The organism is Variovorax paradoxus (assembly GCF_000834655.1).
In the GTDB taxonomy this organism is placed as follows: Bacteria; Pseudomonadota; Gammaproteobacteria; order Burkholderiales; family Burkholderiaceae_C; genus Variovorax; species Variovorax paradoxus_F.
In genome coordinates, this window is sequence record NZ_JXQQ01000016.1 from 22153 (window position 1) to 35129 (window position 12977).

Sequence of the window (12977 nt, forward strand, 5' to 3'; positions counted from 1 at the left end):
GCAAAGCCATGCCGGGGCCAGTTAAGCCCTGTCAAGGTTTGTTATGGCCGGCCGCCCGTTGCCGCCCGGCGCGCAGCCTTTCAGGTCCGGGAGAGCTCGTTGCGCAGCGCGCGGACTTGCGCAAGGCCGGGGTGGTCGCCGCCAGGTACCGCGCGCCCGCAGATACCGTCCAGCACCTCGAGCGCGTCTTTCGTCCGGCCAAGACGCACCCACAGCCTGGCGAGGTCGATCGCCCCGCGAAACTCCCATCCCAGTGCGCCTTGCCGCCTGGCGGTGTCGACGGCGCGCCGGTAGAACGCCTCGGCTTCGTCGTCCAGGCCCCGCTGCTCGCAGCGCCGGCCCGCGGCGCGCCAGGTCTCGGCCGCGCTCCATTGGCCACGTCCGGCGTCGGCCTGCGCGATCGTCGCGTCGTCGACCCAATCGGTGCAGAAGGTCACGAGCATTTCCTTGCGCGGTGCGTCGAAAGCGGCGAGTTGCTGCGCGACCTGTCTGACATGGCGGTCCCGGTCGTCCGCGGTGCTCGCCTCCAGGCCCAGCGCGAAACAGTGCGCCCACTGGTGCCAGTACTCCAGCCCTCGGCGCTGGGCCTCGTCCAGCAGCATGCGAACCCATTTGCGCGCCAGCTCCACTTCGCCCGACCACAAGGCCACGGGGCATGCGCCGAACAGCGCAAAGCACAGCGACAGCGCATTGCCGCCCGCCTCGGCCAGGGCCACGGCGCGGGTGGCGGTGGCCATGGCCTTCGCCGCATCGCCCTGGAGCCAGAGCGTGCGGGCCAGCAGGGCGTTCGATGCGACGGCGGCATCGAACTGGAACAGGTTGGCGCGCGTCTGGCGCACGGCGTCGCCGACGAGGATCGCCGCCTGGGCCCCTTCACCCGCCGCGGCAAAGTCTCCGCAGAAGTGGCTCGCCAGCGCGGTCATTCGATGCGCCAGGTTCAGCGCGGCCGGGTCCGGGGAAGAATGCGCGATTTTGAAGAGCACCTGCGAGTGGTGCAGGGCGGCCGCGTATTCGCCGCGGCTCGCATGCAGCACGCAGACGCCCCAGCGGGCCTGGAGCTCCAGCATGACGGACCGGGTCGACATGGCGACCGCCAGCGCCCGATCGTAGGCGGCGCCCATCTCCGGGACCGGTCCGCGTGTGTGCCACAGCGCATTGCCCAGCGCGATCTGCAGCCAGGCTTCCGTCTCCGTCTCCGTGTCCATGCCCGGGCCCGGCGGTGGCTCGAAGCACGCAAGCGCGGCGATGACCCGGTCGCGGTATTCCTCGACCTGCGAGACGTGAAACCACAAGGGCGCCGACGCGATGGTGAGCGCAGCCCCGGTCTCCCAGTCCTGGTGTTGCGCCAGGCAGGCGTCCAGTGCGCTGCGCACGTCGTCCAGCCGGTGCGCGTAGCGCGCGTTCCAGGCCTGCATCGTGAGCTCGCCCGAGTCCGACGTCGCCGCGCTCATCAGGTCGCGCATGAAGAGCGCGTGGCGCCGCCGCAGCGCCGGGCCTTCGTCGGTTTGCGCCAGAAGCGCCGCGGCGTAGCTTCGCGTCGTGTCCAGCAGCCGGTACGGTGCGACGGCGTCGCTGTTGTCGAACGACACCAGCGACTTGTTGGCGAGCGAGATCAATGCGTCGAACGCCGCTTCCGGGTCCATGTCCGCCTGTGTGACGCTCAGCGCCGACTCGACATCGAAGCGTCCCCGGAAGACCGAGAGCCGGCGAAGGAGCCGCAGCTCCGCGTCGTCCAGCAGCGCGATGCTCCAGTCCAGCGCCGCCGCGAGCGTCCTGTGCCGCGGCAGGGCGGCCCGGCTGCCCGCGGAGTAGAGCCGCATGTGGTCGTTCAGCCGGAACGCGAGATCGCCGATCGGCTGGACGCCCAGGCGTGCCGCCACCAGCTCGATGGCCAGCGGAATGCCGTCCACCTGCCTCGCGATCGCGGCGAGCAGCCGGCCGTCCGCATCCTCGAAGGCGCGGGCACCCGCGGCCTTGGCACGCTCGACCAGGAGTTCGACCGCGGGCGATGCCATGGCTTCTGCCAGGGCGGCGCATTCGGCACCGGGCACCGCGAGCGGCGACAGCCGCTCGACATGTTCTCCCTCGATGCGAATGGCCTCCCGGCTGGTTGCGAGGATGCGCAGGCCGGGCAGGGCGCCGAGCAGTTCGGTGATGAGCAGCGCGAGCGAGTCCAGCATGTGCTCGCAGTTGTCGATCAGCAGAAGTGCATGCCGGCCCGCCAGCCGCTGGAGGATGGCCCGCGTGGTGTCGGTGGTGTCCGCCGGAGCGCCGAGCGACCGCGCGACCGTGCTCGCCACATGGGCCTGCGAGACCAGCGGCGAGAGATCGACGAAGGCCAGCTGCATGTCGGTGCGTTCCGCATGGCATTCGGCCGCACGGATCGCGGCACGGGTCTTTCCGATGCCGCCGGCGCCGACGATCGTGACCAGCCGGCGCGTGGCGAGCGCCGCCAGAACGCGCTCCATGTCGGCGTCGCGGCCGACGAGCCGGGTCAGCCGCTCCGGCAGTTTCGTGAACGACGGCGAGGGCAAGGCCGTATCCAGCGGCCTGCCTTCAGCCGGGATGCCGACCTGCTCGCGGGAAACCGCGCCGTTGAACCGGTAGCCGCGCAGCGGGACGTTCGATATCCATTCCTTGCAGTCGTCGCCGTCTTCCGGCTCGCCCAGTGCCTTGCGAAGCGCGGAGATGTGGACCCGGACGCTCGACTCCTCGACCACCACGCCGGCCCAGACCGTGGAGAGCAGTTCCTCCTTGCCCACGACTTCGCCCACGCGCCTGAGCAATTGCAGCAGCAGCTCGAACGAGCGCGAACCCAGGCGTACGCCTTGTCCGAGCTTCTCTAGCCGGCGCTGGGTCTCCCAGAGGACGAATGCGCCGAAGCGCCAGCGAACCTCGCCCGGTCCCTGCGTGGCGCCGCCGCGAGTTTCCGGCGGCAGGGAGCGGGCCGCGATGTCGTACATGTCACCCACTTGACGGCCCTCGCAGTGCTTGCGCGCTAGGCAGGGCCGCGCAGCGTCCGATCGCGACGGTCCGCTTGCCCGCGATGGGAGATGTCTCGAGCGCAAGTTTTTTCATTCGACGATCCGTTCGGGAAGATGAGGGCCGCGGCCGTTCGGGCCGCGCGATGGGAGACCTGTCAGCCGGCCGGGTGAAGTGCCCCCTGGAGATGCAAGACGGCCGGACGCGGTGTTCTGTGACAGCGATCGCTGTCTGCGCCCTGCACGTTCGAAGGCCGATGGCCGCGCTGCCGGCGATGGGAGCTATTGGATGCGACGCGCGGGCGTTTCGGAACCCGCCTGCCGTGAACGAAGAGTCCGGAAATATCGAACGATGTGCCGCCGTGGCCCGCGGCGATTGGTGTTCGGCCGGCAACACGGTGCGCCGCCGGAGCGATCTTCTGCCGGTGAACGCGGCTGCCTACGATCGGTCCGGTCGCGAGAACCAGAGAACAACGTCGTTCATCACCGAGGCCCCTCGTCGCGATGAATCCGGGGTGGCCGCATCAAGAAGCACGGATTCCTCGTGAAGCTTTCTCACTCAGGGAGCGCGCAAGCCGCCTCCCAGACCCCGCGCGACATTCGCTCTGCAACGAGCCTGCGCTGCGCAACCCGGGACCGGGCGCTGGCCGTCATCTCGCACGAGCTCAGGCAGCCCTTGAATGTCATCCAGATGAACGCCAGCCTGCTGCAGCGCCTGCCCGCGCCGGCGGCGCCTCTGCAACTGCAGGGCATCGCGCAGGCGATGCAGCGCGCCATCGAAAGCCAGGCGCGACTCATCGACGACCTGCTCGATTTCTCGCGCGTGCGAACCGGCAAGCTGGCGCTGCGCTGCGCGGAAGTCGACTTCGGCGCGCTCGCGCTCGATCTTGTTGCCGCATTGGGTGCGCGCTGGCCTTCGGGGCGCATCCGCGCACAGATGCAGGGGGCCGATCCGCTGATCTGCCATGCCGATCCGGTGCGGCTGGAGCAGATCGTCGGCAACCTGCTGGACAACGCGATGAAGTTCTCGCCCGCCGGCGCGGAGGTCCAGGTGCGCCTTTCCTCGGAGGACGGCTTTGCCCGGCTCGCGGTGGCGGACAGCGGCTGCGGCATCGCGCACGAGTTCCTGCCGCATGTCTTCGGCCTGTTCAGCCAGGGCGCGTCGGGGGAGAGCGCCTCGCGCGGCGGGCTGGGCATCGGTCTTGCGCTGGTGCACGGCCTCGCGGTCGCTCACGGCGGCTTCGTGAAGGCGACCTCCGCGGGGCCGGGCCGCGGCGCCGAGTTCAACGTGTGGCTTCCTCTTCATCGAAGCGCCTGACGGTGCGCGGCGCATTGATGCCTCGCAAGCAACACGGCAGTACCTCCCGCATGACTACCGCAACCGAGATGCGAAAACTAGGATTCGTACCGTGCCGCGATGTTCGCGAACCGGAGCCCAGCCGTCCTGGGGCCAGGGCCACGGCGCCCTCGAGGAATCACCATGACGCAGCGCATCCATTCCCTCGGTCGATCGGGCGCACCGCGCCGAACGCTCAAGGCACGCGAGCTGGCATTGCAAGCGGCCGCCGACGCCGCGCCGCGAGGTGCCATGGACCGCGCCTGGAGCATGGGCTACATGACGGTTTCGCTGCTGGCCATCGCGGCGGCCTGCGCGGTCGCGGGCGGTGAGACGGCGAATGCGGAACTCCGGTTTGCCACCGTGGCCATCGGCGCGCCACCGCTCGTGCAGGACATCTGCTCGGCAGGCGGCTCGCCGAATTCCGGGCCGTTGACGCTTGCTCAGGCGTGCGCGAGCGCCCTTGCGCACGGGGGCGACGCCGCTGGCGTGTGTTGAGTCGCGCCGTAGCCGCCAACCGATGTTCACGACGAGCGAAGGCCATGTGTCTGCACCTCTCGCTCGCCACGCATCCCGCACGGGTTGCGAACTTTCAAGTCAGGCCATCCATTCACCCAAGGAAATCAGCATGAAGAATTTGTCCAGCCTCGCACGCGCATTCACCGCCATCGGCATCGTGGCGCTGCACCTCTCGGCGCCTGCAGGCGCGGCCACCTCGGGCGCGCGGCCGGCAAAGCCCACCGTGGTACTGGTGCACGGCGCGTTCGCCGAATCGGCCAGCTGGAACGACGTGGCGCGCGACCTTCGTGCGCGCAGCTTTCCCGTTGTCGCGGCTGCCAATCCGCTGCGCGGCGTGAAGTCCGATGCGGACTATGTGGCGGCCATCGTAGGCTCCATCCTCGGACCGGTCGTGCTGGTCGGGCATTCGTACGGCGGCTCCGTGATTTCCGCCGCGGCGGTCGGAAAGCCCAACGTCCAGGCGCTGGTCTTCGTTGCGGCGTTCGCGCCCGAGGTGGGCGAATCGGCGGCCGATCTGTCGGGCAAGTTTCCCGGCAGCACGCTCGCCCCGACGCTGGCCGCGCCGGTGCTCCTGCCGGACGGCGCCAAGGATCTCTACATCCAGCAGGACAAGTTCGCCAAGCAATTCGCCGAGGACGTGCCACCGGCGCTCGCCCACCTGATGGCCGTGGCGCAGCGCCCCATCACCGAGGGTGCCCTGGGCGAGGCGGCCCCTGCCGCCGCCTGGAAGAACGTGCCCTCGTGGTTCATCTACGGCGACCGCGACAGGAACATTCCGCCTGCGGCGCTGGCCTTCATGGCCGAGCGTGCGAAGTCGAAGAAGACGGTCGTGGTCAAAGGCGCCTCGCACGTGGTCATGACTTCGCAGCCGAAGCTGGTGAGCCGGCTCATCGTCGAAGCCGCCGATGCGGCCGGAGCGGCGCAGCCCTGAGGCCGATCGCCCCTCGTGCCCCGACGCCCCGTACGCCATGAAGATCCCGCTGCCTCCTCGCAGGGCCTGGCTCGAAGGGCTCAAGAACGTCGCCTGCGCCGTCGCCGTGACGGCCGCGGTCGGCGCCGGTGCGGTGATTGCCGCCTCCGAGTCGCTGCAGCCGATGCCCGCAAGCGCCATCGTCGTGCTCTGCGACGCGCTCGGGCGCTGCCGGGGCGCGATGCGTCCGGATGCGTCCGCCTCCAGGGACATCGTGGTGCAGTCGTTGGCGCATCCCGACCCTTAACAAGGCTTGACACGGTTTAACTGGCGACGGGATCGCCTGTTGAACAGACTTCCTCCCATGACTTCCAGAAGGACTTGAGCCCATGACCGCGCCGACCCAGGCCAGGCAGATCCATGTGGCGGTGGCACACCGCGACCCGTACGTGGCCGCCGGCATCGCATCGCTGTTGCGCTCGCGCGCCGACTTCGTCGTTCGATCCGGGCTCCCCGGCGTCGATGGCGCAGACGACACCGCCGACGTGCTCGTCACCGACTACGCAACCGGCGTCCAGAAGGCGGCGGATGTTTCGTCCGACCGCAGCGGCGCTTCGTCGAAATCGTTCCTCGTGGTCACGGACCAGAGCACCGGGTGGCAGATACGCCGTGCCGTGGACGCCGGCGTGCGCGGCTACCTCCTGCACGATTGCTCGGCCGAGGAGCTGTCTGAAGCGGTGCGCTGCGTTGCGGACGGCCGCAGGTACCTGTCCTGCCCTGTGGCCGACCAGTTGCTGGACAACTTCTCGGCTGCCGTGCCGACCGCCCGCGAATTCGAGGTGCTCCAGCTCATGGCCGAAGGCCTGGCCAACAAGGGCATCGGCCGGCGCCTGGGCATCGGCGAAGGCACCGTCAAGACCCATGTGAAGGCGATCCTGCGCAAGCTCGGAGAGCCGACGCGGACCGCAGCGATCGGCGAAGCCTTTCGCCGCGGGCTGCTTCTGGAGGCATCGCCATGAACGGCGCCGTCGAACTACAGGTGCGCGTGTGCCACGGCGACCCGCTCGCCATGGCCGGCCTCGTCGCGCTCATCGGCCACGAGCCCGGTCTGCACGTGCAGGCGGAAGACGCGCCCGACGAAGGCATCGTGGACGTGGTGGTGGCCGACCACGCCTGCGCGCTGAGCCTGCTCGCCGCGGCATCGGCATTGAATGAGCCGGGCGTGGCCGGCGGCTTTCGCGTGCCGCGCGTCGTCGTGGTGACGCGGAAGGACAAGGAAGGCGAGGTCATGCAGGCGATCGCCAGCGGGGCGCACGGCTATCTGCTCCAGGACGCGGACCCGGCCGAACTGATGGAGGCCATTCGCCACGTGGCGCGCGGTGGCCCTCTCTATCTCTGCAAGCGCACGAAGACGCTCCTCAGGCGCAGCACGCCGCGCACGGGCTTCACCGCGCGGGAGGAGGACGTGCTGCGCTTCCTGGTGAAGGGCGATTGCAACAAGGGCATCGCCCGCAAGCTGGACATCTCGGCCAACACCGTCAAGGCACACGTCTCCCGGATCTGCGAGAAGCTGCATGTCGCCTCGCGGGTGCAGGTGGCGGTCGAGGCGACGCAGCGCGGGCTGGTCCGTGTCTGAAGTTCGCCGCTGGCGCTTCGGCGCCTTCGCACTGTGGGAAGGCGAGCAACGCCTGGAGCGCGACGGGCAGCCGCTGCGGCTCGGATCGCGCGCACTCGGCCTGCTGGTCGCGCTCGTGGGGCGGGCCGGTGAAGTGATCGGCAAGGACGAGCTGCTCGCGGCCGTCTGGCCGGACGTGGTGGTCGAGGAGGCGAGCGTGCGGGTCCACATGTCGATCCTGCGCAAGGCTCTGGGTCCGCCCGGTCCGCAAGACGGCTGCGTGGAGTGGATCGCCAACATTCCGCTGCGCGGCTATCGCTTCCTGGGACGGGTGCACTGCGACTTCGTGCCGTCGGCCGTTGCCGCGCAGGTGGCGCAAGCGCCGCAATGGGATGCTCCCGCCGCGTTGCCCGCACGCCTGTCCAGGCTCGTGGGGCGCGAGGTGGAAGTCGAGCGGCTGCTCGGCATGCTTGCGGAGAGCCGGCTGGTCACGGTCGCCGGGCCCGGCGGCGTGGGAAAGACCAGCGTTGCCATCTGCGTTGCGGCGCTCTACCGGGAACGGCGGCAGGCCCCCATCGGCTTCGTCGATCTCGCGCCCCTCACATCGCAGGACCACGTGCTCACGACGATGGCGCGGGCCATCGGCGTGCGCGGCGGCGTGCCGGACATCGAGCAGGCGATCGTCCAGCGCCTGGAAGGCCAGGCGATGCTGCTGCTGGTGGACAACTGCGAGCACGTCATCGAGCGGCTCTCTCCGCTCCTGGACAGGTTCCTTGCGGCGTTGCCCGGGCTGCAGGTCCTTGCCACCAGCCGCGAGGTGCTTCGCGTGGGCGGCGAGCATGTCTTTCGACTGATGCCGCTGGCGGTCCAGCAGTTCTCGACCGGCTCGCTGGCGCATGCGCTGCGATCGCCGGCGGTGCAGCTGCTCGTCGAGAGAGCCGAGGCCGCGGGCGCCAGCGCATTCGACGACGCCAGCAGCGGTCCGCTGACTCGGATCTGCCAGCAGGTGGACGGCATACCGCTGGCCATCGAGCTGGTCGCTGCCCGCCTGGGCTCGCAACGCGTGAGCGACCTGGCATTCAGGCTCGACGATCACATGCGCCTGCATTCGACGGTCGGGCGGGCTGCACTGGCAAGGCACCGCACGCTCGCGGCGACGCTGGACTGGAGCATCGGGCTGCTCGGCGACGCGGAGCTGCTGCTGTTTCGCAGGCTGTCGGTGTTCCGCGCGTATTTCGGCATCGAGGCGGCGCTGAGCGTGGCGTCCAGTGCGCTGGACCCCGACGTGGCCTCCGACGCATTGCTGAGCCTGGCGAGCAAGTCGCTCGTGGTGTACGACACCGACCAGGCGGCAGACTCGCCGTACCGCCTGCTCGACACCACCCGCAGCTACGCGCAGGTGCTGCTCGTGCAGGCAGGCGAGCGGGACCCCGTATCGAAAAGCCATGCCCTTTTCATGCTCGACCTCATGGGGGTCGCCACCGCGGACCTGGCCTCGCTGGACGCCGATGCCTGGACGCAGCGCTACCGCGGCTGCCTGGACGACGTTCGTGCGGCGCTGGATGCCTGCATCGGCCACCACGACGACATGACGATCGCGGGCGCGCTCACCGTCGCATCGGCACCGCTCTGGTTCCGCTTGTCCGAGGTCAGCGAATACCGTGATCGCGTTCGCGCGGCGCTCGGCCATGTCGATGCGCTGAAGGTCCCCGATCGCCTGACTGCCGGGCGGCTGGAGATCGCGCTCTACAACGCGTTGTGGCACACCGGCGGCACGGTGCCGGAGATGACGCAGGCGTGCGAGCGGGCGCTGGCCTGCGCACTGGAATTCAAGGTGAAGACGCTCGAGTTCCAGGCGCGATGGGGCCTTTGCGCGCTGAACATCACGCGCGGCGCGTACTCGCCGGCACTGCGGCATGCCCAGATCCTGAGCGAGTTCGCGAGCCATTCGACCAACGCGGTGACGCGCAACCTGTCGCACCGGATGCTCGCGCTGGCCAGCCACTTCTGCGGCGAGTTCGCCGAAGCCAGGGCGCACGCCGAAGCGGCGGCCGACGTGGACGACGCGATCCGGCGCAACCATGCCAATGCGTTCCAGCCCGACGCGCGCACCACCGCCATGGCCATTCTTGCCAGGACGCTGTGGATCGAGGGCGACAGCCGTCAGGCCATGGCCACCGCCATCCGGTGCATGGAGGAAGCCGAAGCGCTGGGGCACGCGCTGTCCGTGTGCGTTGCGCTCTTCTGGATCTGTCCCATGGCCATCTGGGCCGGAGAACGGAGCGCGGCCCGCGCATGGATCGACACGATGCTGCTGCAGACCGGCTCCAAGGGCTTTGCCTACTGGCACGACTGGGCCCTTTGCTACGACGACGCATTGAAGCTCGGCGAAGTCGACGACCGCGGCGAGCACATCGATGCCGTCGCCGCAAAGGTCCTGGCCATGGACGAGCCCCGCAGGGAGATGATGGCCACGTTCTGCGACCTGTGGGTGGACGATGACCTGCTTGCTCGCGCGATGCGCGGCGAAGGGCAGTGGAGTGCCGCCGAGGTTTGCCGCGCCGCGGGTCGGCGCAAGGAACTGCAGGGCAACGAGGCCGAAGCCGAGGTGCTCTACCTGCAGGCCCATGCCCTTGCACGCTCGCAACGCGCGCTCGCCTGGGAGCTGCGTGCGGCCGGCGCGCTGGAAGGATTGCGCGCCGGGGTCGCTCAGCGGTGACCTGGCTCTGCGCCCGGCGGGCGGGCCCGCGCCAGCGCGGCGCGTCGCTCCCAGGCGATGGCGCCTTGTCGCCTGGCGGTCTCGATGGCCCGAAGGTAGAAGGCCTCTGCCCTGTCGGCCGCCGCCTCTTGCTCCGCGCGCCAGCCGGCGGCGCGCAGGACCTCTGCGGCAACCCACGGGCTCTCTCCGCGCGAGACGCGCGCGATCATCTCGTCGTCCACCCAGCCGGTGCAGAAGGTCGCGAGCATCTCCCGGCGGGGGATGTCGTAGGTCGCGAGCTGGCCGGCCACTTCGCGCACGTAGCGGTCCCGGTCGGGCGCGATGCCCAACTGCAAGCCCTGGGAGAACCATTCGGCATAGCGCAGCCAGCCCTCCAGTCCCTTGCGCCGCGCCTCGTCCGTCATCAGGTGGATCCACCCGGCGGCGAGCTCGAGCTCGCCCGCCCACAGCGCGACCGGGCAGGCGCCATAGAGCGCGGAGCACAGGGAGACGGACTTTCCGGCCGCTTGCGCACGGGCCACCGCGTCGCTGGCTTCTTCCAGGGCCCTGGCCGTTTCCCCCTGCACCCAGAGGGTCCGGCTCAGCATGGCTTTTGCCGCGACGATGGCGTTGACACCCACCATGTTGGCCCGGGAGTGGCCGAGGCCGCCGCCGACGCGCACGGAAGCTTCGCTGTGCACCCTTGCCACATCGAAGCGGCCGCAGAAGTGGTTTGACATCGCCATCACGCGGTGAGCGAGATTGAGCGCTGCAGGGTCGGACCATGACTGCGCGGCAGCCATCAACGTGTGCGCCTGGTCCAGTGCCGCCGAATACTCGCCGCGGAACATGTCGTACGTGCATCGCCCCCAGCGGGCCTGCAGTTCCAGCACGGGGACCTTGACGGCGAGCGCGCCGGCCAGGGCCTGGTCCGCGGCGGCACCCAGCTCCGGCGTGGACTTGCCGGTGTGGAGCAGGGCGCTGACCAGCGCCGTGTTCAGCCAGGTCGCCGTTTCGGTGTCGGGCGTGGGCTGTCGATCGACAAGCTCGAGTGCAGCCGAGACCCGGTCGCGGTATTCCACGACCTGTGCCAGGTGAAACCACAGCGGCGCGGAAGCCGTGACCAGCGAGGCGGCCATCTTCGCGTCGGGCTGCTGCGTGAGGCACACCTCGAGCGCGAAGCGCACGTCGTCCAGCCGGTGTGCATGCCGGTCGGCCCATGCCTGCTCGGTCAGGTCCGAGAGTTCCGCCGCCGCTGCCTTCATGAGATCTCGCATGAGCACCGCATGGCGCCGCAGCAACGTCGGACGTTCATCGCTCTGCGCGAGAAGCGCGGCGGCGTAGCTTCGCGTCGTGTCCAGCAACCGGTAGGGCGCGACGGCGTCGCTGCTGTCGAAGAAGACAAGCGACTTGTTGACCAGAGAGATCAACGCGTCGAAGGCCACCTCGGTGTCCATGCCGCCGGCGCTCACGCCGAGCGCGGATTCGACATCGAAGCGGCCGCGGAACACCGACAACCAGCGAAAGAGCCGCAGCTCCGTATCGTTCAGCAGCGCGATGCTCCAGTCCAGCGCTGCTGCCAGGGTCCGGTGCCGCGGCAGCGCGGCGCGGCTGAAGGCATAGAGGCGCATGTGGTCGTCCAGCCTGCGCGCCAGGTCGGCGACAGGCTGGACCCCCAGGCGCGCGGCCACCAGTTCGATGGCCAAGGGGATGCCGTCGACCTGCCTGGAAATCTGCGCCAGCACAGGGCCGTGCGATTCGTCGAACGCACCTGCGCCGGCGGCCTTCGCCCGCTCGACGAGCAGTTCGACGGATGGCCAGTGCAGCGCCTGGGTGAGCGAGATCTGCCCGGCGTCGGGGATCGCAAGCGCGGGCAACCGGAAGACATATTCGCCCGTCACGCGAAGCGCCTCGCGGCTGGTCGCGAGGATGCGCAGGCCGGGCAGCACCGAAAGCAGTCCGGCGATCGGCAGCGCCAGCGAATCCACCACGTGCTCGCAGTTGTCGATCAAGAGGAGCACGGTGCGCCCCATCAGGCGTTGCGTGATGGCCCCGACGATGTCGGGCAGGTCGGCGGGTACGCCCACGCAGCGCGCCAAGGTGCCGAGCACGTGATCCTGGGAGATGAGCGACGAAAGATCGATGAAGGCGATCTCCGTGCCGTGCATGTGCTGATGGCTTTCGGCGGCATGGATCGCCAACCGGGTCTTGCCGATGCCGCCCGTGCCCACGATCGTGACCAGCCGGTGTGCTTCGAGCGATTCGAGAACGCCCGCCACGTCGGCTTCGCGCCCCACGAGCTCGGTCAGTCGCACCGGCAGCGGGGTGAAGCCGGGGTCGGGCGGCGGTGCTGCGGGCCTCTTGGAGATGCCGGCCGCCTCGCGCCGCACGCGTCCGTTGAACCGATAGCCGCGCAGGGGAAGGTTGGAGATCCACTCCTTGCATTCGTCGCTTTCGCCCGGCTCGCCCAGCGCCTTGCGCAGCGTGGACATGTGGACGCGCACGCTGGCCTCTTCGACCACGACGCCGGCCCAGACCGCCGAGAGCAGGTCGTCCTTGCTCACGAATTCGCCGGCCCGCTTGACCAGTTGCAGCAGCAGGTCGAAAGCGCGTGGACCGATCCGCACGGCCTCGCCGGCCCGCTCGAGCCGGCGCTGCGCCTCCCAGAGAACGAAGGCGCCGAAGTACCAGCGGACTTCCGCCGATGCCAGGTCGGGCTGCTCCTCGGGCTGCGCTTGCATGATGGGGCGGTGCGCAGACCGCCTCACGCCGCCGCGAGCCGGGCGCGACCGGTGCGATGTGGTTGACTGGGGCGGCGGATCGGGTCGACGGTTTCCATGCGTTGGGACTTAAGTATCTGTTTGAGATCGTAGCCCGGGACCGCGCGGCATGGTGCTAGTCCCCGTCGCGCATGGGGC

General features: G+C 69.6%; 10 protein-coding genes. 8 read left to right on the forward strand and 2 right to left on the reverse strand.

Annotated elements, in window-relative coordinates:
- Positions 1–80: 80 nt before the first annotated feature.
- Positions 81–2963, reverse strand: a complete 2883-nt coding sequence (locus RT97_RS08140; RefSeq protein ID WP_042578285.1) for an ATP-binding protein — start codon at positions 2961–2963, stop codon at positions 81–83.
- Between the two features lie 341 nt (positions 2964–3304).
- Between RT97_RS08140 and RT97_RS33395 the strand changes: the two genes are divergently transcribed.
- The 8 genes from RT97_RS33395 to RT97_RS08175 all read left to right on the forward strand — a co-directional run bounded on the left by RT97_RS33395 (position 3305) and on the right by RT97_RS08175 (position 10080).
- A complete protein-coding gene (locus tag RT97_RS33395) occupies positions 3305–3529 on the forward strand; it encodes a hypothetical protein (RefSeq protein ID WP_172672174.1) in 225 nt (74 codons plus the stop codon).
- Positions 3526–4299, forward strand: a complete 774-nt coding sequence (locus RT97_RS08145) for a sensor histidine kinase (protein ID WP_080898227.1) — start codon at positions 3526–3528, stop codon at positions 4297–4299. The genes RT97_RS33395 and RT97_RS08145 overlap by 4 nt, the downstream gene beginning before the upstream one ends.
- 162 nt (positions 4300–4461) lie before the next feature.
- Complete coding sequence (locus RT97_RS08150; RefSeq protein WP_253278182.1) at positions 4462–4815, forward strand: hypothetical protein; 354 nt, start codon at positions 4462–4464, stop codon at positions 4813–4815.
- 130 nt (positions 4816–4945) lie between these two features.
- Entirely contained in the window at positions 4946–5767 is an 822-nt protein-coding gene (locus tag RT97_RS08155; protein ID WP_042578287.1) for an alpha/beta fold hydrolase, read from the forward strand.
- 37 nt (positions 5768–5804) lie between these two features.
- On the forward strand, positions 5805–6053 hold the full coding sequence (locus tag RT97_RS08160) for a hypothetical protein (RefSeq protein WP_155403764.1): 249 nt from the start codon (positions 5805–5807) through the stop codon (positions 6051–6053).
- Between the two features lie 82 nt (positions 6054–6135).
- Entirely contained in the window at positions 6136–6765 is a 630-nt protein-coding gene (locus RT97_RS08165; RefSeq protein ID WP_042578289.1) for a response regulator transcription factor, read from the forward strand.
- Positions 6762–7382: a response regulator transcription factor gene (locus RT97_RS08170; protein WP_042578290.1), complete on the forward strand. Its 621-nt coding sequence runs from the start codon at positions 6762–6764 to the stop codon at positions 7380–7382. The genes RT97_RS08165 and RT97_RS08170 overlap by 4 nt, the downstream gene beginning before the upstream one ends.
- A complete protein-coding gene (locus RT97_RS08175) occupies positions 7375–10080 on the forward strand; it encodes an ATP-binding protein (RefSeq protein ID WP_042578291.1) in 2706 nt (901 codons plus the stop codon). The genes RT97_RS08170 and RT97_RS08175 overlap by 8 nt, the downstream gene beginning before the upstream one ends.
- Here RT97_RS08175 and RT97_RS08180 read toward each other — a convergent pair.
- Positions 10071–12800, reverse strand: coding sequence for an ATP-binding protein (locus RT97_RS08180; protein WP_042578292.1), 2730 nt, complete (start codon positions 12798–12800; stop codon positions 10071–10073). The two genes, RT97_RS08175 and RT97_RS08180, sit on opposite strands and share 10 nt — an antisense overlap.
- Positions 12801–12977: the final 177 nt, after the last annotated feature.

Bases quoted from the DNA above. Each gene is read 5' to 3' on its own strand.
- RT97_RS08160 (WP_155403764.1), top strand. From the start codon at position 5,805: ATGAAGATCCCGCTGCCTCCTCGCAGGGCCTGGCTCGAAGGGCTCAAG.
- RT97_RS08150 (WP_253278182.1), top strand. From the start codon at position 4,462: ATGACGCAGCGCATCCATTCCCTCGGTCGATCGGGCGCACCGCGCCGA.
- RT97_RS08170 (WP_042578290.1), top strand. From the start codon at position 6,762: ATGAACGGCGCCGTCGAACTACAGGTGCGCGTGTGCCACGGCGACCCG.
- RT97_RS08165 (WP_042578289.1), top strand. From the start codon at position 6,136: ATGACCGCGCCGACCCAGGCCAGGCAGATCCATGTGGCGGTGGCACAC.
- RT97_RS08155 (WP_042578287.1), top strand. From the start codon at position 4,946: ATGAAGAATTTGTCCAGCCTCGCACGCGCATTCACCGCCATCGGCATC.
- RT97_RS08140 (WP_042578285.1), bottom strand. From the start codon at position 2,963: ATGTACGACATCGCGGCCCGCTCCCTGCCGCCGGAAACTCGCGGCGGC.
- RT97_RS08180 (WP_042578292.1), bottom strand. From the start codon at position 12,800: ATGCAAGCGCAGCCCGAGGAGCAGCCCGACCTGGCATCGGCGGAAGTC.